This window comes from Fictibacillus sp. b24 (assembly GCF_030348825.1).
GTDB lineage: Bacteria > Bacillota > Bacilli > Bacillales > Fictibacillaceae > Fictibacillus.
Genome location: NZ_JAUCES010000005.1, coordinates 2,049,815 through 2,072,006 on the forward strand (window position 1 = coordinate 2,049,815; position 22,192 = coordinate 2,072,006).

20 protein-coding genes are annotated in these 22,192 nt (G+C 38.6%); 2 read left to right on the top strand and 18 right to left on the bottom strand.

Annotated elements, in window-relative coordinates; all coding sequences use genetic code 11:
• Positions 1–41 precede the first annotated feature (41 nt).
• The 4 genes from QUF49_RS10550 to spoVK form a co-directional block, all read right to left on the bottom strand.
• On the bottom strand, positions 42–443 hold the full coding sequence (locus QUF49_RS10550) for a MerR family transcriptional regulator (protein WP_289495610.1): 402 nt from the start codon (positions 441–443) through the stop codon (positions 42–44).
• Positions 444–558: 115 nt separating this feature from the next.
• The gene (locus tag QUF49_RS10555; protein ID WP_289495611.1) at positions 559–1,833 is read right to left on the bottom strand and encodes an aminotransferase class I/II-fold pyridoxal phosphate-dependent enzyme; all 1,275 of its coding nucleotides are present in this window, start codon (positions 1,831–1,833) and stop codon (positions 559–561) included.
• A gap of 1 nt (position 1,834) precedes the next feature.
• Positions 1,835–3,091, bottom strand: coding sequence for a GTPase HflX (gene hflX / locus QUF49_RS10560; protein ID WP_289495612.1), 1,257 nt, complete (start codon positions 3,089–3,091; stop codon positions 1,835–1,837).
• Positions 3,092–3,130: 39 nt separating this feature from the next.
• On the bottom strand, positions 3,131–4,081 hold the full coding sequence (gene spoVK / locus QUF49_RS10565) for a stage V sporulation protein K (RefSeq protein WP_289495613.1): 951 nt from the start codon (positions 4,079–4,081) through the stop codon (positions 3,131–3,133).
• A gap of 274 nt (positions 4,082–4,355) precedes the next feature.
• On the opposite strand from spoVK, the gene QUF49_RS10570 reads away from it, so the two are divergent.
• Positions 4,356–4,979, top strand: coding sequence for a YitT family protein (locus QUF49_RS10570; RefSeq protein WP_289495614.1), 624 nt, complete (start codon positions 4,356–4,358; stop codon positions 4,977–4,979).
• On the opposite strand, the gene QUF49_RS10575 is transcribed toward QUF49_RS10570, so the two are convergent.
• Both QUF49_RS10575 and QUF49_RS10580 read right to left on the bottom strand, forming a co-directional pair.
• On the bottom strand, positions 4,976–5,176 hold the full coding sequence (locus QUF49_RS10575) for a hypothetical protein (RefSeq protein ID WP_289495615.1): 201 nt from the start codon (positions 5,174–5,176) through the stop codon (positions 4,976–4,978). The two genes, QUF49_RS10570 and QUF49_RS10575, sit on opposite strands and share 4 nt — an antisense overlap.
• Before the next feature lie 131 nt (positions 5,177–5,307).
• Positions 5,308–5,886, bottom strand: coding sequence for a YhcN/YlaJ family sporulation lipoprotein (locus tag QUF49_RS10580; protein ID WP_289495616.1), 579 nt, complete (start codon positions 5,884–5,886; stop codon positions 5,308–5,310).
• Between the two features lie 102 nt (positions 5,887–5,988).
• On the opposite strand from QUF49_RS10580, the gene QUF49_RS10585 reads away from it, so the two are divergent.
• Positions 5,989–6,963, top strand: coding sequence for a tyrosine-type recombinase/integrase (locus QUF49_RS10585; RefSeq protein ID WP_289495617.1), 975 nt, complete (start codon positions 5,989–5,991; stop codon positions 6,961–6,963).
• A gap of 54 nt (positions 6,964–7,017) precedes the next feature.
• Here the strand turns inward: QUF49_RS10585 and hfq are convergent, their stop codons facing one another.
• The 12 genes from hfq to spoVS all read right to left on the bottom strand — a co-directional run bounded on the left by hfq (position 7,018) and on the right by spoVS (position 21,734).
• A complete protein-coding gene (hfq, locus tag QUF49_RS10590) occupies positions 7,018–7,254 on the bottom strand; it encodes an RNA chaperone Hfq (protein ID WP_289495618.1) in 237 nt (78 codons plus the stop codon).
• Between the two features lie 31 nt (positions 7,255–7,285).
• The gene (gene miaA, locus QUF49_RS10595; protein WP_289495619.1) at positions 7,286–8,236 is read right to left on the bottom strand and encodes a tRNA (adenosine(37)-N6)-dimethylallyltransferase MiaA; all 951 of its coding nucleotides are present in this window, start codon (positions 8,234–8,236) and stop codon (positions 7,286–7,288) included.
• A gap of 9 nt (positions 8,237–8,245) precedes the next feature.
• Positions 8,246–10,111 (bottom strand): DNA mismatch repair endonuclease MutL, encoded by a 1,866-nt coding sequence (mutL, locus tag QUF49_RS10600; protein ID WP_289495620.1) that lies wholly within the window; start codon positions 10,109–10,111, stop codon positions 8,246–8,248.
• 15 nt (positions 10,112–10,126) lie between these two features.
• Positions 10,127–12,718 (bottom strand): DNA mismatch repair protein MutS, encoded by a 2,592-nt coding sequence (gene mutS / locus QUF49_RS10605; protein WP_289495621.1) that lies wholly within the window; start codon positions 12,716–12,718, stop codon positions 10,127–10,129.
• Between the two features lie 104 nt (positions 12,719–12,822).
• Entirely contained in the window at positions 12,823–13,395 is a 573-nt protein-coding gene (gene cotE / locus QUF49_RS10610; protein ID WP_289495622.1) for an outer spore coat protein CotE, read from the bottom strand.
• A gap of 473 nt (positions 13,396–13,868) precedes the next feature.
• Complete coding sequence (locus tag QUF49_RS10615) at positions 13,869–14,303, bottom strand: RicAFT regulatory complex protein RicA family protein (RefSeq protein ID WP_289495623.1); 435 nt, start codon at positions 14,301–14,303, stop codon at positions 13,869–13,871.
• Complete coding sequence (gene miaB, locus QUF49_RS10620; RefSeq protein WP_289495624.1) at positions 14,303–15,823, bottom strand: tRNA (N6-isopentenyl adenosine(37)-C2)-methylthiotransferase MiaB; 1,521 nt, start codon at positions 15,821–15,823, stop codon at positions 14,303–14,305. Before miaB ends, QUF49_RS10615 begins: the two co-directional genes overlap by 1 nt.
• 271 nt (positions 15,824–16,094) lie before the next feature.
• Positions 16,095–17,270 (bottom strand): glycine C-acetyltransferase, encoded by a 1,176-nt coding sequence (locus tag QUF49_RS10625; protein WP_289495625.1) that lies wholly within the window; start codon positions 17,268–17,270, stop codon positions 16,095–16,097.
• Between the two features lie 22 nt (positions 17,271–17,292).
• Entirely contained in the window at positions 17,293–18,333 is a 1,041-nt protein-coding gene (tdh, locus tag QUF49_RS10630; RefSeq protein ID WP_289495626.1) for an L-threonine 3-dehydrogenase, read from the bottom strand.
• Between the two features lie 178 nt (positions 18,334–18,511).
• Positions 18,512–19,378 (bottom strand): 2-oxoacid:ferredoxin oxidoreductase subunit beta, encoded by an 867-nt coding sequence (locus QUF49_RS10635; RefSeq protein WP_289495627.1) that lies wholly within the window; start codon positions 19,376–19,378, stop codon positions 18,512–18,514.
• Position 19,379: 1 nt separating this feature from the next.
• A complete protein-coding gene (locus QUF49_RS10640; protein ID WP_289495628.1) occupies positions 19,380–21,122 on the bottom strand; it encodes a 2-oxoacid:acceptor oxidoreductase subunit alpha in 1,743 nt (580 codons plus the stop codon).
• A gap of 351 nt (positions 21,123–21,473) precedes the next feature.
• Positions 21,474–21,734 carry a stage V sporulation protein SpoVS gene (spoVS, locus tag QUF49_RS10645; RefSeq protein WP_010193268.1) on the bottom strand — a complete coding sequence of 87 codons (261 nt, stop codon included), beginning with the start codon at positions 21,732–21,734 and terminating at the stop codon, positions 21,474–21,476.
• Positions 21,735–22,192 lie beyond the last annotated feature (458 nt).

Consider the following 22,192-nt stretch of genomic DNA (forward strand, 5'->3'; position numbering starts at 1 on the left):
TTATGGCGATTGTTCACTCATTAAGTATTATTTAGAACTTATCAATGAAAAAACCTGGAAAGTTCTCCTTGAATTAAAGACGTCTTTCCGTGCCGCCCAGCATGAATTAATTCCCTTTTTAACCTGCGATGAAGCGCAGATTCGGAAATTTGTTGAGCAGCTTGCACATTTGGCTGGTTCTTGATAAATTCTGCTGCTTGTTCATTGAGCTCAAACACTCTTTTAATTCCGGCTAAGTTAACACCTTGTTCAAGGAGTGCTTTAATCTCAAGAAGTTTATCAACATCGTTAAATGAAAACAAACGACGGTTCCCTTCAGTTCGTGCAGGATGAATCAAATCGTTTTCTTCATAATAACGAATCTGTCTTGCGGATAATTCAGTCAGCTGCATTACAATACTGATTGGGAACAAAGGTAAGTTCCGACGATTCATATCGTTCATTTTGCCTACCTCCTTTCAACTTCTTTTTATATCTTATGTCACAAAAGCTCACATGTCAATCTTAATGTTAGAAAAAATGACATCAAATAAAAAAAGAGGCAATCTGCCTCTTTTTCTATAATGGTTTATTAATGAGTCCATGAGTTAAAAGTTCATCTACTGCTGAAACAACAGCAATTTTGACATGTTCATACGTTAATCCGCCTTGTACGAACGCAATATACGGCGGACGAATCGGACCATCAGCAGTTAGCTCGATACTTGCTCCTTGAATAAATGTTCCTGCTGCCATAATAACATCGTCTTCGTAGCCAGGCATATAATCCGGATATGGAACAGCATATGAATTGATCGGAGAAGCTTTTTGTATGGACTGACAAAATTTAATCATCCGCTCTTTGTCTTCGAAGATTACGGACTGAATAAGATCTGTTCTTTTTGCATTCCATGATGGACGCGTTTGCATACCTAGTTCTTCTAAGAACGCAGCTGTAAACACGGCACCTTTTAACGCTTGAGCTGTGACGTGAGGAGCTAAAAAGAATCCTTGATACATCTCTTGAAGACTGTAAAGAGACGCACCAGCTTCTCTTCCAATTCCTGGTGAAGTTAGACGATAAGAGATTTTATTGATCAGACTTTCATTTCCAGCGATGTAACCTCCAGTCTTTGCTAGGCCGCCTCCTGGATTCTTAATCAATGAACCTGCGATGATATCGGCTCCCGCTTCAATAGGTTCTCTTTGTTCGACGAATTCTCCATAACAGTTGTCAACAAAAACGATTACATCTTTTTTGATTTCTTTGACAAAGGTAATCATCTCTTCAATTTCATCAACAGTAAAAGAAGGACGATCCGCATATCCTTTTGATCGCTGAATTCCGATTACTTTTGTTTTGTCCGATATAGCTCTTTGTACATTTTCAAAATCAATATTTCCGTCAGGAGTTAAATCAACATGCTGATAAGAAATATCATATTCTTTTAAAGAGCCTTCTCCAGTACCCCTGATACCAACAATTTCTTCAAGGGTGTCATAAGGTTTTCCGGTCATATAAAGTAATTCGTCACCAGGTCGAAGCATCCCAAACAAACTTAATGTGATAGCATGAGTTCCTGAAATAATTTGAGGTCTTACGATTGCTGCTTCTGCTTTAAAAACATCTGCATAAACCTTTTCGAGTGTGTCACGCCCATTGTCATCATAGCCATAGCCTGTTGAAGGATGAAAGTGATGGTCTCCAACTTGATTGTTTTGAAAGGCCATTAAAACCTTTAGCTGATTAAACTCACTCATTTTATCAATGGATGCATGTACGTCTTTAATTCGTTCAGAAACCGTTAGTGTTGTTTGTTCTAAAATCTTTTCATTTTGAAACTGCGAATACATGTTATTCTCCTTTGGTGCTGATGGATGGAATGGAAGAATTTGATAGCGCGTATCCCTTACATTCATAAACCAGTTCTTCTTTATTAAATTCTTGCTCTATAAGAATCGTTTCTCCACGCAGTTGTGAAAGAAGCTTACCATCGTGAGCAGGTACTTTGATCTGATAAAAAGTCATCTGCTTCACTACTTCTTTTTCAATGGTTTCTTGTAATTGTGATATGTCTTCACCAGATAAAGCCGAAATGGAGATCGAAGGGTTTTCTGGTATAAAGTCATCTGCAAACTGATCTTTCTTATTATAGACCGTTAACATAGGTATATGGCTTGCATTTAGTTCATTTAATATGCGTTTTACCGTTTTTTCATGCTGTGCTCGATCCTCGCTTGATCCATCGATCACATGAATGAGTAGATTTGCTTCAGCCGCCTCTTCAAGTGTTGATCTGAAAGCAGCAATGAGTGAAGTTGGCAAGTCTTGGATAAAACCTACTGTATCAGTAAGAAGCATCTGGAACCCACTTTTGAGTTTAACTTTTCTTGTTAACGGATCGAGAGTTGCAAATAACTGATCTTCTTCATAACTATCAGCTTCCGTTAATTTATTGAATATTGTTGACTTCCCAGCATTTGTGTAGCCAACAAGAGCTGCTTGGAATGCCCCTTGATGTTTGCGGCGCTCACGATACCTCTCTCTATGACTTACTACTGAATTGATTTGCTGTTTAAGCTCATGAATACGAAAACGAATGTGTCGTCTGTCTTTTTCGAGTTTCGTCTCACCCGGACCTCTTGTTCCGATTCCGCCCCCTAATCTAGAGAGACTTGTTCCTATTCCTGAAAGCCTCGGAAGCAAATATTCAAGTTGCGCAAGCTCCACCTGAAGTTTACCTTCACGTGTTTTCGCACGCTGTGCAAAGATATCGAGAATCAGCTGTGTTCGGTCAAGCACTCGAGCGTTGAAATGCTGCGATAGATTTCGTACTTGAGATGGTGAGAGTTCACTGTTAAAAATGATAATGTCTGCTTCAAGTTCTTCTTCAAGCGTGATGATTTCTTCTACCTTACCCTTACCGATGAAGGTGGCTGAGTCGTATCTATCTCTTTTTTGAGTGATAACAGCACAGACTGTTCCTTGAGCTGTTTTTGTTAATGATTTTAATTCTTCCATCGAATAAAAAAAACGCTCGTCGTTCTGCCGTGGAAGCTGACAGCCGACGAGAATCGCTTTTTCCTGAACTGAATCTTTGTTATTGTTCAAATTCGCGATCCCTGCTTTCCATAGTCTCCTATCATCATATCAAATCGAATCACGTTCTTCTAGCACAAGGTCGTCACTTTGTATCGTCATCAATGTTTTTTTATCTTGGCTCGTTTCGTTTAGAAGACGTACCGATTGCCTTCTGACTGCCTTTTCAATCATGTTACGAATGTATCTCCCATTAGAGAATGAGCCGGGGTTCGAATTCTTTACTCTTTCAATATGAGCTTTTAATTTCCATTCACAGTCTCTCGTAAGAACATATTCTCTTTCGATTATCATCCTTTTCGCTATTTCCATTAATTCTTCAACAGAATAGTCAGGAAAAGAAATCTTGATTGGAAATCTTGATGGCAAACCAGGGTTTAGTTTCAAAAAACGTTCCATCTCTTTTGGATATCCTGCGAGGATGAGTATAAAATCATGCTGTTGATCTTCCATCGCTTTCACAAGTGTATCAATGGCTTCTTTCCCAAAATCTTTTTCCCCGCCGCGTCCTAAAGAATACGCTTCATCAATAAACAGAATTCCCCCGCTTGCTTTCTTTAACAACTCTCTTGTTTTTTGAGCAGTATGGCCAATATATTCACCCACAAGATCGGCTCTTTCCGCCTCAATCAGATGCCCTTTTGAGAGTACTTTCATCTCATGAAAAAGGGTGCCCAGCTTTCTAGCTACCGTTGTCTTTCCTGTTCCTGGATTCCCTTTAAACAACATATGAAGTGCTTGTTTTTCAGCCTTCAATCCCAATTCTTGACGGCATTTATTAATATGAAGCCATGCATAGATTTCTTTTACGTGATATTTTAAGTCTTCCATTCCAACCAAACGATTTAAATCTTTTTCCATTCGAAGCAGCGGATGATGCTGCTCCAATGCCTTTTCTTTTCCAGCAAGGGTTGCTCCATCGTCAATCTTCGTTTTTTCATTTCCTTGGTTTAAGACAATGTTAATCTGCCTTTGCTTTTTTATCGCAATAGGTTCATTCAAGCGGGATCACCTCACTTTGCCAGTCGAATCATTATACGCAGCAACATCATTTTCCGTGACAAATGCCTATACTCTTTCTTGATCACTGTTATCAATTTATGTTGAACTCTTTAGATCTACTACAAAGACAAGCTTTGTTTTTAAATATGAATAATTATTAGATAATTGAAACCGTTTTCTATTTTCAGACGAATAAAAATACTCAAGTATGCAAGATTTCCGTGTTATGTTAAATAATGTGAAATAAGTTTACTTACGAATGGAAGAAAAAATCATGCATATTAAATTTCAAAAAATCATCTTGATCTTATCAGGATTATTCTTAACAGCGATCGGCATAAAACTGTTAACGCTTCACGCTTTAACGTTCGGCGGAACAGCTGGAATTGCTACTCTCGGCTCATTTATGACGAGCTGGTCGTGGGGCATCTTGTTCTTAATCGTAAATCTGCCCTTTTTTATTTTATCCATAAAAAAACTAGGATGGACTTTCTCTTTATCGACCTTTCTATGCATCTTATTAATTTCGGCAATCTCAGATATGATGGATTATTTAACTCTTCCTCTCATTTCTCCGATTGCAGCTTCTGTAATTGCGGGCACGTTAATCGGTATAGGTGTAAGTTTCGTCTTGAATTCTGGGGCTTCCTTAGGCGGAATTCACATATTGGCTCTTTACTTGGAGCAAAAGTCGGACATCAACCGAGGTGTTTCATTGTTCGTGACTGATTTTATCATCGTATCATCTGCGGTTGTTATGTTTGGATTTAAAAATGCACTTATATCAATAATCGCAATCGCAATTGCATCATTGTTAACGGGGAAATTAAAAACTTCAGTCAAACCTTCTTCTACGATTTACCATACATCTGAATCTGAACCCGTTCAAAACAGCTAAAAGCATTTTCCATTAAGGAAAATGCTTTTTTTTGGGCTATTTTCGCATACGATGTTGCTTTTTGGAAGTAGTTGATTTACGTTCCAGGTGCTCGCTTTCCGCGGGGCAGGCGGTGAGCCACATTCGTACGTTTCACTCTTAAGTGTCTCACCTGCCCGCCTGTCCCGCAGGAGTCTCACACCTTCCACTACAATCAACTGTCAAAGAAGAAATTTTGAAAGCAACAATATTTGGAAAACACCTTTAATTTACATAAAATTTATTATGTTAACAAAATGTCTACCATTGTCATTTTCTGCGCTTCCTTAGGAAATATCCTATCCGTTTACTACTCGTATAAATCATCACGATGCTGATTCATATTTTCGTGCATATCTTGCCTTTTAGTTGATTGTGAATGTCCTTTCACCGGCTTAATTTTCCCGATTAAAATTCCCATTTCATTGTAAACACCGCTTTTTGAGTCATTTTTACTCTGAGCTGCGATACTTCCTATTTTTTTTATTTCTTTTATCTTTACAGGATCAGTTGTGATCGCAGCATTTCTTCCGTGTGCATTGCCTTTTAATACTTTATATACTTCTTTTCGTAATGAATCGTTTTCTTCACCTGGCTCCACCGGTACTGACGGAACAATCCCCACTAAAGTGTAAATACCACTCACAATTACGTGCGCTTTATCGACTCCATTTACTTTCTCGGCAAGTTGAACTAAATCTTTTGATTGATGAACTTCATCAGACTTTTCGACAACAAGCGGTGAATCAATCTGAGTATTCGGTTTGCGTTCTGAAGTATCGTATTTAACTTGCTTCGTATCGAGCGTTTCATCACCCGATCCCGTTTTTCCAGAACAAGCACTTACAGTAAAAATAGCACATAACAGCAGCAATCCTACTTTTCGCATATTCATCATCCTTTTTTTACATAGTTTCCATAGGACTTGTTTGAAATATGCAAAAAAATAAGCCTTTGTTATAATGGGAAAAAGAGGTTATAGGAGGCAATTATGGAAGAATATCCACACTTACCCGAATATGCCGATTCATTTATTGCCCATTTACAGAGTAAAGGCAGAAAAAATAGTACAGTTAAACGTTATTATTATGATCTTTGTGATTTTTTTGCTTGGGTTCGCGTAATTAAGAAAACAGATGACTTGAAAGTGATCCAACAATTAGATGCTGCTGCTTTAGAAGAATATTTTTTATTTCTTACCGAACAAAGGGAGTACAAGACCGCAACGACTAAAAGAGTGTTTACCGTGATAAAAAGTCTATTTCACTTTCTGCATGCAAACAGATTTATTACATACAATCCTTTTGTTGAAATCGAACAAAAGCTTAAAGAAGACACTCATTTTACAGAAGAGGATTTTATTTCAGAGGAAGAGTTTCAAATTCTCTTTCATACACTGTCTTCTTATGAAGGTTTAACTGAAAAACAACAAAAATATAGGCACTTGCTGATTAAAAGAAACAAAGCGATCGTTTCACTTCTGTATCATTACGGCCTTACATTGCAAGAAATAACAAACATTGAGATGAGACACGTACATTTTACTCAACATGAGTTAACTGTTGTGAATAAAAATGAAACACGTTTGATTCCTCTTGATGATGAAACACAACGTTTCATTTACGATTACAAAGAAGATATTCCTGAAGCTATCAGACCGAGGAGTTATTCTTCTGACCGCTTCTTTATAGCTTTTGATTATCAGAGGGGAACTTTCCGATTTGATTATGCAAATTATGAACCAAAACCACTTACGGTTATTGCCATTCAAAAAATGCTTAGACAAGAAATTCAGCGCTCGGGTTTAAGAAAAGGAATTAGTTCTCACCATTTAAGGAGGACTTCCATATTAAATCTGTTAAAAAAAGGAAAAGATGAAGAAGAAGTACAGTTGTGGTTTGGTTTAAAATCGCATCTTACCCTACATCGGTATGAGACATTCTTAGACGAGACTTTAAAAGCATAAAACTATATAAAAACTCCCTAACAACCTTAAATCCAGGCTCTTAGGGAGTATTTTTTATTCATTCGTATTTGCAGAAGATAAATCGACATTTCGGTGCGGGGTGAACGTAGAAATGGCATGCTTGTAAATGAGGTGCTGCTTACCATCTGCCTCTAGTACAACAGTAAAGTTGTCAAACCCCTTCACTAAACCTTTAAGCTGAAAACCATTCAGCAAATATACGGTCACATAAATGGTTTCGCGACGTAATTGGTTTAAGTAATGATCCTGTAAATTGATTGATTGCTTCATGTGAACAGATCCTCCTCTTTGGGCATTACCCTTATACATTCTCGGAAATTTTTAATTTCCCTTCAACAAAGTGACGAATTTCTGTAAATTTTTTATGAAATGAAGCTTCATCCATCGAAAACCATTCTACATCCATTTGGTTTCGGAACCATGTGAATTGTCTCTTAGCATATCTTCTCGAGTCACGTTTTAAAAGTGTGATCGATTCTTCTAATGTACTTTCACCAGAAAGATAAGGAAAGAATTCTTTGTATCCTATTGCTTTTGCTGCAAGACTGTTTGTAATGTCCTGTTGAAACAGCATTTTAGCTTCTTCAATAACGCCTTGCTGAACCATAAGATCTACTCGTTCATCAATTCGCTCATATAACAGTTCACGATCCATCGTCAAACCTACTAAAGCTAATTGGTAGAGAGATTCATCCTCATTCTTTCGGTTTCCCTGTTGGGTTGATGGCGCATTTCCTGTTTCATAATAGATTTCAAGCGCTCTGATTACACGCTGCACATTATTTGGGTGAATTTCTTTCGCACGCTCAGGATCAATTTTCAGCAATTCAGCATATAGAGCATCTCGTCCTTCAGTATCAGCTTTTTTTTGCAGCTGATTACGTACTTCAATGTTTTTAGTGGCTTCCGAGAATTCATAATGGTGTGTTACAGCTCGAATGTATAGACCTGTACCTCCTACAATGATCGGAATTTTACCTCTTTTGTTGATTTCCGAGATTCGTTCTCTGGCTAACACTTGAAACTCTGCAACTGAAAAAGGCTCTGAAGGATCTTTTATATCGATTAGATAATGAGGGATTCCCTCTTTTTCTTCCTCAGTGATCTTAGCCGTTCCAATATCGAGCCCCTTATAGACCTGCATGGAGTCACCGCTAATAATTTCACCGTTCATCGCTTTTGCCAGTTCAATACTTGTTTTCGTTTTTCCAACAGCGGTTGGCCCTACAATCACTACTAATTTTTCTTTCATCATAGACTCCTACATGACTCGCTTAAACATTTTTTCGAGTTCATAAGTTGATAAGTGAATCGTAATCGGTCTTCCATGCGGACATGTATAAGGATCTTCAGATGCTCTTAGTGACTCTAGCAATGCAAAGATTTCATCATTTCTTAAATGATGATTCGCTTTAATGGATCCTTTACAAGACATCATGATGGCCGCTTCTTCTCTAAGTTTTTCAATGTCAATCTTTCTATATTCGAGCACCTGCTGCATAATATCCATCATGATTTCTTTTTCATAACTCTTAGGAAACCATTGTGGATGCTCTCTTACAATAAATGTATTTTGTCCAAACGATTCAAGAAACAGACCGACTTCACTTAAGGCTTGTATATGATTTTCTAGAAATGCTGCTTCACTCGCTGTAAATTCAAACGTATAAGGAACCGTTAAAAGCTGGACTTCTCGATCTACTTGTACTACTTTTTTTCTGAAATACTCGTACTTTATCCGTTCTTGTGCGGCATGCTGATCAATCATATAAAGTCCGTTTTCATTTTGAGCTAGAATGTATGTTCCGTGCATCTGTCCGATGGGATACATAACCGGTATTTTTTCTTGCATTTCCTCTGTTTTTGAAAGATTTTGAAGCTGATTTAAGTCTGGCTCTGGCTCATTAGCTGGAATCGGCACTTCTTTATTCTCATCTAAAAGTTTAGCCGCTTCTTTCACATGAGTAGGATTTGTTTGACTAATAAGAGTAGTGTTCAAGTTTCTAGCCGGCATTATATCGAGGATAGGATCGGTTTCTATGTCTTCTTTTTTCGTTCGATAATCAAAAGAAAACGAAGACTGCTCATCAATATCTTTTTGCTTTTGCTCTTTCTTCTTATACTGGACATCCGGTATAAGCTGCTGATTTCTTATAACTTTTCTTACTTCGTTTTCTACCAATTGAACGAGTTCTGCTTCCTTGCTTAATCTCGCTTCATGTTTAGATGGATGGACGTTCACATCTATGATGGTCGGATCCATTTTTACGGCTAGAATGGATATTGGAAAACGTCCGATCGGCAAGAACGTGTGATAGGCGTTTTGTATGGCTTTAGAGATTGCATAGTTTTTAATATATCTTCCGTTCATAAAAAGAGACATATATTGGCGTGAAGCACGGTTCATCTCAGGTTTTGCAATATATCCTGACACTTCATAATCCAGTGACGAAAAAGAAACAGGGATCATATTCTTTGCTGTTTGAATGCCATATACAGAAGCAATGATCTGCAGAAGATTGCCATTTCCTGATGTATGCAGAAGCTCTTTGCCATTGTGTTTTAAACGAAAAGAAATGTTAGGATTCGCTAAGGCAAGTCTGTTTACTAAATCACTGATTGTACCCAATTCAGTCTGTATTGTTTTAACATGCTTTAACCGAGCCGGTGTGTTATAAAACAAATTCCGTACCGTGAGATCTGTACCTTTTCTGCTATTCGTCTGCTGCTGATTCTTGATCTTTCCGTTCTCAATGAACAGATATGCACCAGGACCTTCCCCCGTAGAAGATTTAAGTTCCACTTGAGCGACTGACGAGATACTTGGCAATGCTTCTCCTCGAAAACCCATCGTTTTAATCTGGATTAAGTCTTGCTCACTTTTAATCTTGCTTGTTGCATGGCGGTTAAAAGCCAGTACACAGTCATCTGGCTCGATTCCGTCTCCGTTATCTAGCACACGAATCAGTGACAGTCCGCCCTCTTCTACTTCGATCTCGATTCTTGTTGCATTCGCATCGATTGAATTTTCAACAAGTTCTTTCACAACAGAGGCTGGGCGTTCAACTACTTCACCAGCAGCAATCTTATTTGATAAATGTTCATCTAACTGGACGATTTTGCCCATAACAGAGTGCCTCCTTTATTTTACTTTTTTCTGAAGTTTATACAAAGCATTTATCGCATCAAGAGGTGTCATCTCTAATACATTTAAATCCTTTATTTCTTTAATAATGTCGAGTTCTTTTGAATCTTTTTTTCTTACATTCTCACTTTTGACTGCAAAAAGACTCAGCTGACTTTCTTCCATCTCATCTTCTTTTGAAGCTGAAACCTCTTGAATAGGGAGTGTTTCTCTTTTTTCATGATTCTCATATGTTTGTAAAATGGTCTTAGCTCTTGATATGACCTCTGTTGGCAGTTCAGCTAGCTCAGCTACTTGGATACCAAAGCTTTTATCGGCTTGCCCATCAATTACTTTATGCAAAAATACTAAACTTCCATTTTCCTCTACTGCACTAACAAATACGTTCTTAAGAGACGGCAGTGATTTTTCTAAAACGGTCAGTTCATGATAATGAGTTGAAAATAGTGTCTTGGCTGATATCTTTTCGTGTATGAATTCAATGATTGATTGTGCTAAAGCCATCCCATCATACGTAGATGTTCCGCGACCGATTTCATCTAATAGAATTAAACTATTTTCTGTTGCACTCGTTAAAGCAAAATTCGTTTCAAGCATCTCGACCATGAACGTACTTTGTCCACCTACTAAATCATCAGCAGCTCCAATTCGCGTAAAGATCTGATCGAACATAGGCAACTCTGCACTTTCAGCCGGAACAAAGCAGCCGATCTGCATCATAACAGATGTTAAAGCAAGCTGACGCATATACGTACTCTTACCAGCCATGTTTGGTCCAGTGATCAGGAGCATGCTTCGTTCATGATTTAAATAGATGTCGTTTGGAACATATTCTTGCGCGTCCATGACTTTTTCGACAACAGGGTGTCTTCCTCCGAGAATATTTACTTTTCCATCCTCAGAAACAGTTGGTCTTACATATCTATATTGTTCACTAATCGCTGCAAATGACTGAATAACATCCAGTTCTGAAATGGCTGAAGCGAGTTCTTGAAGCCCTGGAATATATTGTTTCACATGTTCTCTAACTTCTAAAAAGAGTGTGTATTCAAGTCCTGAAATCTTCTCTTCGGCTTCTAAAATAATCCGCTCTTTCTCTTTGAGTTCAGGTGTAACGTAGCGCTCAGCATTCGCCAGTGTTTGTTTTCGTTCATAGCGCTCAGGTACTTGAGATAAGTTAGATTTTGTTACCTCGATATAATAGCCGAAAATTTTATTGAATCCTATTTTTAACGACTTAATGCCGGAAGCTGCCTTCTCTTGCTGTTCGAGTGCAGCAATCCACGCTTTGCCGTTGCTGCTTGCGTCTTTATATTCATCAAGCTTTTCATTATAACCTGATTTAATTAAGCCGCCTTCTTTAATGTTGATAGGTGCTTCATCATGGATCGCAGAGTCTAAATAGTCTGCAAGTGCCTTATGATCGTTCATCTTCGCGTGCAGCTCAGCAGCATATACTCCTTGAATGTCTTTTATCTTTTCTTTTAGTACAGGAACACTAAGAAGAGATCGTTTTAATTGAACTAAATCTCTTGGACTAGCGTTTCCGTATGAAATTTTTGCAATAAGACGCTCCATATCATAAACAGACTTTAATTTTTCTTTTATTTCTTCACGAACAAAGAACTCACCGATTAAATTCTCAACAAGTTGAAGGCGCTTCTCAATCGTCTCTTTTACAAACAAGGGTTCTTCTACCCACTGCTTTAACTTCCTGGCACCCATCGCGGTCATCGTAGCATCTAACAGCCAAAGCAATGAACCCTTTTTTCCTTTTGCCCGGATTGATTCAGTTAGTTCTAAATTGCGTTTAGAGAACGCATCTAGCTTCATTCTTTTATCGTTCTGCTGAAATTCAACCGTTTTAATGTGCTGAAAAGAGCGTTTTTGTGTATGTGTTAAATAACAAAACAATCTTCCTGCAGCACGTATTAATGCTGGATGGGTAATTGTTTTGACAAGATGACTGAACTGGTCTTCAAGTCTGTTTTCTTCTTGAATGGAAATTGATGCTTGTCCAGTTTGTGCTACGATGCTCGTCCATGCATCGGATAACTCTTTGTTACCTACTATTTCTTTAACACCATGACTTAACAGTAGTTGAATAAAAGAAAGATCATTTCCGGAATATGTATAGCCTTTCAACTCACCGGTAGACAAATCACAAAGGATATAAGCATAGGACTCTTTCTCTTTTTCGATTGAAACAAGATAGTTATTTTCTCTGTCATGCAACAGATGATCATCTATAACTGTTCCTGGCGTAATGATCTGAATCACTTCACGCTTTACAACCCCAACAGCCTGCTTCGGGTCTTCCACTTGTTCACAGATCGCCACTTTATGACCATTCTCAACTAGCGTTTTAATATAACCTGCAGAAGAATGATAAGGCACACCGCACATCGGAATTCTGTCCTTAGATCCACCATCTCTGCTTGTAAGTGTAATTTCAAGAATCTGTGATGCATAAACGGCATCATCAAAAAACATTTCATAAAAATCGCCTAGACGAAAAAATAAAAAGGCATCCTGGTGAGCTGCCTTGATTGATAAATATTGTTGAATCATTGGAGTATATTGAGCCATAATTTCACCTTTTTCATAACATTTCAATGTCGCTATTATATCATAATTTATAAGTTCTATCGTTTTCTCTGCATGAAAAAAACGGGAAGCTTTCTCCCCGCTCGTTATTCTTCCAAATCACCGATTAAAAAATTAGGATCTAGATCTTCGAAATTTTCATCTTCTACATCATATTCCCAATCCCTCTTGTGGTCATCGTCAAAACCATCCGGATTTACATACACACATACTTTTGTTTCTCCAATAATCTCACATACAAATTCTCTTTCTACTTGGACAATAACTTTACTTCCGTTTGGAGAAATCGTAGCTTCTAACGTATTTGGCTCTTGAAGTGCTCGGCATGTAACTTCATATTGATTCCCCAAAGCATTCTTATCTCTCACACTAAGATCCACTTTGTCTACGAAATGAATGGTTTCGGTCACTACTTCGGTACGTGTATTATCATTGTACGAATACCAGACATTGATGTCATAGCTTCCTTCTACGTCCACCGCTTCACCGTTTCGGTTTGGTTTATAAGCATGATTGATAATCCAGCACCCTAAAATGCTGCTCGGCCGATGGCTCGGTGCAATTGTATGTGTGGCCTGAGAAAATTTTCTGCCTTTCCCGCAAACCGCTTTCGTGATGATTTCTCTGTAAGTCAGGTCTTGTTCAACGCGTCTTGACATACATGAACCCCTCCTCTACCAATCTCCATACATAGTATGCTGGGCTGATGCCTATTGTGCTTGAATAATTTTATAATCACAATTACTCTAAGTATATGGGCGCTTGTTGTCCAATGTTCTAAAAATATTATTTATATACGGTACGTGAAATTATTTTACGCGATCGTTGTTGCACTTGGAAGTGGTTGATCTCCGCTCCAGGTGCTCGCTTTCCGGGGGGTGTGCGGTGAGCCTACCTACCGCTTGCGCTGTTAGGAGTCTCACCTGGCCCACTCATCCCCCAGGAGTCTCGCACCTTGCGCTCCAATCAACTTTCGAATGAAGAAAAAGTGATTCAATAGAAACGATCCATAAAAAAAGAGCTTTGGAAATTGCAGTGAGATTTTAGTGGTATCAACAAAAAAGTAAAACTGAGCCTAAAATAAAAAACACGATGCCTAGGAGAGACACCGTGCTTATAATATGAAAGATTTTTAGTGACAGCCGCAGCCGCCAGGTGAGCAGCCTTCTTGAGAACCTGTCGTTCCTTTTAAAAGGTCGCCTCCAGTAGATTCGATGATTTCATCCGTCACTTTGTTTGAGATCGTATGAGATACCATCTGCAGAATGTCGTTTACATCGCTTTGAGACTGTTTAAACTCTTGAACAACTGGAATGCTGTCTAGTTCAGCCATGAGCGCATCAATTTTCCCCTCTACTTCTCTTGAAGCTTCATGCTTTTGATAATGCTGAAGATTTACAGCTTGTTTTTGAAGGTTCTTAATTTGCCCCATAAGTCTAGCTACGTTTGCATTCGTGTTGATCTGTGCTTCTGCTTTTTTAAAGAATTCCACTTCGTCAGTCGTAGCGATCATTTTTGCAAGTTCTTTCGCTTTTCCTAAAATATCTTCTTTTGTATAAGTGCTCATTAGCTTACCACCTCTGATTTTTCTACTACCCATTCTCCGCCAAGATTCCACGTTTTAGCATCGGTAATCCGAACTTTAACGATTTCACCTATCAGGTGCTTAGGTGCTTTAAAGTTTACTACTTTATTTGAACCTGTGTGACCCGTGAGTACATCAGGATTCTTTTTACTTTCACCTTCAACCAATACTTCAACTACTTTTCCAACGTAAGCCTTATTTTTTTCTAAAGAAATATCGTTTAGAACCGCGTTCAATCTCTGAAGGCGCTCTCGTTTGACTTCCATCGGTACATTGTCTTGCATTTTTGCTGCTGGAGTACCTTCACGGGGTGAATAAATGAACGTGTAAGCAGCATCATATTGAACTTCTTTAACAAGAGATAATGTCTCTTCAAATTGCTCTTCGGTCTCATTTGGGAACCCGACAATAATATCCGTTGTTAATGCTACATTCGGCATTGCAGCTTTGATCTTGTTTACAAGCTCTAAATAGTGTTCACGTGTATATTTACGAGCCATTAATTTGAGTATATCGCTGTTTCCATGTTGGACAGGCAGATGCACATGATCTACAATGTTTCCGCCTTTAGCAAGAACTTCAATCAGCCTGTCATCAAAATCACGAGGATGGCTTGTTGTAAAGCGAAGTCTAGGAATATCGATCTTGCGGATCTCGTCCATCAAGTCGCCAAGTCCGTATTCTAAATCCTCAAAATCCTTACCGTATGCGTTAACATTTTGACCTAACAGCGTAACTTCTTTATATCCTTCTCTAGCAAGCTGTCTAACTTCTTCAATAATATCTTGTGGATGGCGGCTTCGTTCTTTTCCTCTTGTATATGGAACGATACAATACGTACAAAACTTATCGCAGCCGTACATAATGTTTACCCAGCCTTTAACGTTTCCTTTACGCTTTCTCGGAAGATTCTCAACGATATCCCCTTCTTTGGACCAAACCTCAACTACCATTTCTTTTGAGAATAATGCATTCTCAATAATTTGCGGAAGTCGATGGATGTTGTGTGTACCAAAGATCATATCTACTTGAGGATACGTTGATAAAATTCGATTTACAACTGATTCCTCTTGGGACATACATCCGCATACACCTAAAAGAAGATTCGGGTTATTTGCTTTCGTATGTTTTAAATGCCCAAGTTCACCGAACACTTTATTTTCAGCATTTTCACGAATCGCACAAGTGTTAAGAAGGATAATATCCGCTTCTTCTGTAGAATGTGTAGTCTCATAGCCCATTTCATTTAGAATACCAGCCATAACTTCTGTATCGTGCTCGTTCATCTGACAGCCATACGTACGAATATAAAACTTTTTTCCAACACCAATATCTTTCAAATTTTCCGGAATGGAAAAATCTTTAAGTATTTGAATCTGCTCTTTACCACGCTTTTTTGCATCTTTTAACGATGGTGGAGCATAAGTAGTTTGAAAGTATTGTGAGTAGTCTCTTTTTTTATCGTTCGTAGTTTCTTTAAGATTGTCTTTCGTAGTATCCAAGACACCTTCACTCCTTATTGCCTCTACTGCTTACTTATCCGTTCCAATTTTTGAATCTAATGAATCATCTAACTGTAACATTATATCAAATAATGGGTTATAGTAAAACGTGCAATCTATTTGTTAACATAATGATATTACAGTAAATTCCTAGTTGCGCTTTCTCTATATTGCTGTTTTCTTTTGTATGATGCAAAACAAATTACAAACAGCTTAAAAAAGTTGACTTAAAAAGCTCATAAGCCCTTAATAAGTCAACTTTATCGTTAGATTATATAATTCCTAGTTCTTTCCCTGCTTTTTTAAACGCATCTAGCGCTGTTTGAAGCTCTTCTTTCGTGTGCTGAGCCGTTACGATCGTACGGACACGCGCTTTCCCTTTTGCTACAGTTGGGAATGCGATTCCTTGAGCAAAAACACCGTATTTTAACAACGTATCTGATAGTTTATGTGCTAAGGCATCATCACCAACAAGTACTGGTGTAATTGGTGTTTCACTTACTCCTGTATTAAACCCAAGTTCTTTCAATCCAGCTTTAAAGAACTTCGTGTTTTCCCACAGTCTTTCCATATGCTCTGGTTCTTCTTCTAATACATCAATCGCTGCTGAACTTGCTGCTATAACTGCAGGTGGGTGCGAGGTACTAAACAAGAACGGACGGCCTTTATGGATCAGGTAGTCTCTTAGTGTTTGTGTACTTGCAATATATCCCCCAAGAACACCAATCGCTTTACTTAACGTTCCAACTTGGATGTGAACGCGGCCATTCAAGTTAAAATGGTCGATCGTACCACGGCCGTTTGTTCCTAATACACCACTTGCATGCGCGTCATCTACCATAACGAGAGCGTCATATTTTTCTGCAAGCTCCACGATTCCAGGAAGCGGTGCAATATTTCCGTCCATTGAAAACACGCCATCTGTTACGACGATTCTTTTTCTAAATTCTTGTGTTTCTTTTAAAGCTGCTTCTAAATCTTCAAGATCCACATGCTTGTAAATTCTGCGCTTCGCTTTTGTTAGACGTATACCGTCAATGATAGATGCATGGTTTAACTCATCAGAAATTACAACGTCTTGATCAGTAAGAATCGCAGAAAGAATTCCTTGATTCGTAGAAAAACCTGATTGGAATACAAGACACGCTTCAGTATGTTTAAATTCAGCAAGTTTTTGTTCAAATTCTTCGTGCATAGAGAGTGTTCCAGCAATCGTACGAACGGAACCCGTCCCAACACCAAACTTCTCGACAGCTTCTAAAGCTGCTTCTTTCATCTTAGGATGGCTCGTAAGGCCCAAGTAATTGTTAGAAGAAAGCTGAATCACTTCTTTTCCGTTGATTACAACTTTGGAACCTTGCTCTGATTCTAGAGGTACTAATTTTCTAAACGTACCTTCATCTTTCATGTGGTCCAATTCTTCTTGTAAGTATTCAAAACCTTTCATTCGTTTCAAGCTCCTTTCAAATTTAAGGAATAAGAACTACTTTTCCGCAATTCCCTTTAATCATTAAATCAAAGCCTTCTTCAAACTGTTCGAGTGGAAGAGTGTGTGTAATAATCGTTTCTGGATGCATGCTGCCTGACTGTAAAAGTCCTGATACCTGCTGCCATGTTTCGTACATCTTTCTTCCTGTGATTCCTTGAACCGTTACACCTTTAAACACAACGTCATTCGTTAGGTCGATCTCAACTGGTTTTACAGGAAGACTCAAAATAGATACCCGGCCGCCGTTTGTAATCATTTTAAATCCTTGATCGATTGCTACAGGGTGACCACTCATCTCGCATACGACATCTACTCCATTGCCATCTGTCAAGTTCATAACTTTTTCAACAGGGTCTTGGGTTTTAGGATTGATTACTTCTGTCGCTCCAACTTTTTTCGCAAGATCTAAACGATATTCATTCAGATCGATCGCAATCACTTGGCTTGCTCCTGCAGCTTTGGCTACATTTACCGCCATGACACCAATCGGTCCGCAACCGATGACTGCAACTGTCTTACCAGCAACATCACCCGCTAAAACGGTATGCACCGCATTACCCATCGGCTCTTGAATCGAACCATGTTCGAAAGGCATCTTAGGGTCATTTCTCCAGATGTTTTCTGCTGGCATCGCAACATATTCTGCAAAACAGCCATGAGTATCTACACCGATAATCTTGGTGTTTTTACAAATATGAAACTGTCCTTTTAAGCATTGTGGACAAGAATGACAAACAATATGTGTTTCAGCTGAAACATGATCTCCAACTGAAACATTTGTTACAGCATCCCCGATTTTCTCAACCACTCCAGAAAACTCATGACCAAATACATATGGAGGTTTAACACGGCTTTGCGACCACTCATCCCATGTATAAATATGGACATCAGTCCCGCAGATTGAAGTTGCTTTTACTTTGATCAAAACTTCATTCTCGTTAATCTCAGGAATATCTACTGTTTCCAATTTAGCTCCGTAACCCGCATGATGCTTAACAATTGCTTTCATTTTTCCTTGCACAGAAAACACTCCTCACTAAACACAAAATATCATATCCACAATTATTTTACATGGATTAAATAGTGAGGTAAAGGGCACTGTCCACATCACACGGACATTCGCAGATACTGAAAAAAATTTTAAAATTTTTTTCTATAAGTAAAAAACTCTTCTCCTAAATCAGGAGAAGAGCTTGATATTACATAAATTCTGCCATCAATTGATTGAACTTTTCTTCCGGCATTTTCAAATCAGCTTTTGCTAAAGCATCCTTGCTGTAACCATGAGCAAGATCTTGGTATGAAGGCTTCACCTTGTCTTGATAGATGATTCCTTTAACAAGACCTTTATTCTCCATAAGTGTCTGCATCGCCATCATACGGTTAGAAGAATCATAATCTTCAATCGTACTTAAAGAAATCAGATGTTCTTTAAACCAATCATATGTGTTCACTTTGTTATATGTAACACATGGTGAAAACACGTTGATCAGAGAGAATCCTTTATGATTGATTCCTGCTTCAATGATGGACGTTAACTCTTTAAGGTCAGTGGAGAAACTTTGAGCAACGAATGTAGCACCAGCTGTTAAGGCTAATTCCATGATGCCGATCGCAGATTCTACTGAACCTTCTGGTGTACTCTTCGTTTTAAAACCAACATCAGAACGCGGAGATGTTTGACCTTTTGTTAAACCATAGATCTGATTGTCCATAACGATGTAAGTAATATCAATATTTCTTCTAATCGCATGCACTGTGTGACCCATACCTATCGCAAAACCATCACCGTCTCCACCCGAAGCAATAACAGTCAGATCACGGTTGGCCATCTTAACACCTTGTGCGATTGGAAGGGAACGTCCATGAATGCCATGGAATCCATAAGATTTAATATAACCGGAGATACGTCCAGAACATCCGATCCCTGAAATTACAGCAAGATCATCTGGTTCTAAACCTACATTGGCAGATGCCCTTTGAATGGCAGCTTGTACGGAAAAATCACCACAGCCTGGGCACCAGTTCGGCTTGATGCTGTTACGAAAATCTTTAAATGTAGCCATATTAAATCAGCTCCTTGCATTTCATGACAACTTCTGATGGTAAGAAAGGATTCCCATCATATTTCAATAAGTTCTTAATCTTTTCATGCTGCCCAACATTCATTTTAAGAATATTAGCAAGCTGACCTGTTGCGTTATTCTCAACGACAATAACGTTCTTTGCACGATCAATCATCGATTTCATTTCATCAGCAGGGAACGGATGGATTAGACGAATATGTGCATGATTTACCTTCAGTCCTTCTGCCTCTAAACGAGGGATCGCTTCTTCAATAACCCCTCTTGTTGAGTTGAATCCGACAAGCAGGATGTCAGCTTCCTCATGTGGAGCTTGTTTAACAACTGGAACGTTGAAGCGCAAACTTTGAAGCTTGCGAAGACGTTTATCCATCTGTTTCTGACGGTTTGCTGCCACTTCAGAAGGCTTACCTGTCTCATCGTGCTCAACACCCGTTACATGGTGGATGCCATTTTTCATGCCTGGAATAACACGAGGGGATATTCCATCTTCTGTCACTTCATAGCGTTTAAAATAACCATCCTTATCTTCCGTAACAGGAAGTTCTTGGTTTGGATCCAGCTTTCCGCGGCGAATTTCCACGCGGCTGAAGTCTAGTGGTTCTACAGATTGTTTACCTAGAGAAAGCTGAAGATCTGTTAATAAGATAACTGGAATTTGATATTCTTCTGCAATATTCAAAGCTTCTACTGCATCATAAAATGCTTCTTCCACCGTACTTGGTGCCATTACAACCTTAGGGATCTCTCCATGAGTACCATAGATCATCGCCATCAAGTCTGACTGTTCTTGTTTTGTAGGAAGACCTGTTGAAGGTCCGCCACGCTGTGTATCAACGACAACGAGAGGTACCTCAGTCATCCCTGATAATCCAAGAGCTTCCATCATTAAGGATAGACCAGGACCTGCTGAAGACGTTATGGTTCTTACTCCGGCATAATTTGCTCCAATTGCCATCGTACATGCTGCGATCTCATCTTCTGTTTGAATAACGGTTCCACCGAACTCCGGAAGTTTCTTGATCAAGTATTCCATGATCTCAGACGCTGGAGTGATCGGATATGCTGCCATAAAGCGCACGCCACCTGCAACAAAACCTAGAGCGATCGCATCGTTTCCGATCATGAACATTCTTTTTTTGCCATCTGCTTTATTTAATTGAAAACCATCAATCTGCCCGCCAGATAATTCGTTAAAATGATCTGCGCCTTTTTGAATAGCCTCCATATTCTTTTCTACTACTTTTGCACCTTTACGTGAGAAGATCTCTTCTACTACTTCAAGGTAGCTTTCAACAGGCAAACCTAATACAGCACTCGTAGCACCGATCGCCACCATGTTTTTCATGAGAGATGTTCCAAGTTCACTCGCGATTTCTGTAAATGGAACCGCATACAATCTAACATTAAGGTCCTCTGGAACAGTAGGATTAAATTTAGAATCTCCAATCACTACTCCTCCGTCACGAAGCTCATGAACATTTACATCAATCGTTTCTTGATCGAATGCTATTAAAATATCAAGATCATCAGAAATCGAACGGGTTTCACTCGTACTTACACGAATTTTATTGTTGGTATGACCGCCTTTAATTCTGGAAGAAAAGTGTCGATAGCTATACAGATAGTAGCCTAGGCGGTTGAGTGCCATTGCAAAAATTTCACCTGTACTATCAATTCCTTCACCCTGCTGTCCGCCAACTTTCCAAGAAAGTTGATCAATCATGTACTCCACCCTTTCAGTAACCCAAACGTTAATTTTTTAACCAATAACTAAATTTAGTATGGTTTCATGCTGATTTTTACGCTTTTACACGTTTAAATTAATTATGTACTAAACGTCTACAATTCTAGACTTAACTTCATAAAAATGCAAGTATTCGACTAGTATAATTCAAACTATTGCAAAAAAAGGTAAAAATTAAAAGTTCTTATAAACAACATGAAACTATTTAATAAATTCGAGTAAAGTAACTCGATTTCCTCCTCATGCTCCATCTTATATAATAATTCAAAGACTCTTACTATAAACTAAAAACCTGTTTACTTATCTAGATAAGTAAACAGGTTTCATCTGTTATCGCGGTTCAACTATTAATTTAATCGCCGTTCTTTCTTCCCCATCAATTAAGATATCTGTAAATGCTGGTATACAAATGAGGTCGACTCCGCTCGGTGCTACGAAACCTCGTGCGATAGCTACTGCTTTAACAGCTTGGTTTAATGCACCTGCTCCTATTGCTTGGATTTCAGCGCCTCCTCGTTCCCGGAGAACACCAGCGAGTGCACCAGCTACAGAGTTGGGGTTGGATTTTGCTGAAACTTTTAATATTTCCATTGTTTTGAACCTCCTTCAGGATAGATACCTGTTCTACTATATTCATTGATTAAGGCTTGTATTCCTGCCGAAACAAATTTCTGGGTCGTCTCTCTATCTCTTTATTTGTTTAAAGCAGCGCCCTATGAATAAACCCCGGTATACATGTACCCTTAACAAACGTCATTCAAACCAAAAAGTGGTTATTTCAGCAAAAAACAACCACTTCTCAGAGGTTACCGAAATTTGTAAGTAAAAATGCGATTTTATCAGCATTAAGCAAGGCTGTTTTCGCATACATTGGTGTTCTTGAAAGTACTCGCTTTCAACGGGGCGTGAAGGTTAGCGTCCTGCCGCTTTGCACCATTAGAGTTTCAATTTACTTCTCTTTCCCCTTGAAAACTTGTATCTTCTACTTAAATCAACTTATCAATGAACAGAATAAAAAAAGAGCTTATCAACAATCTTTTAAAAAGGCT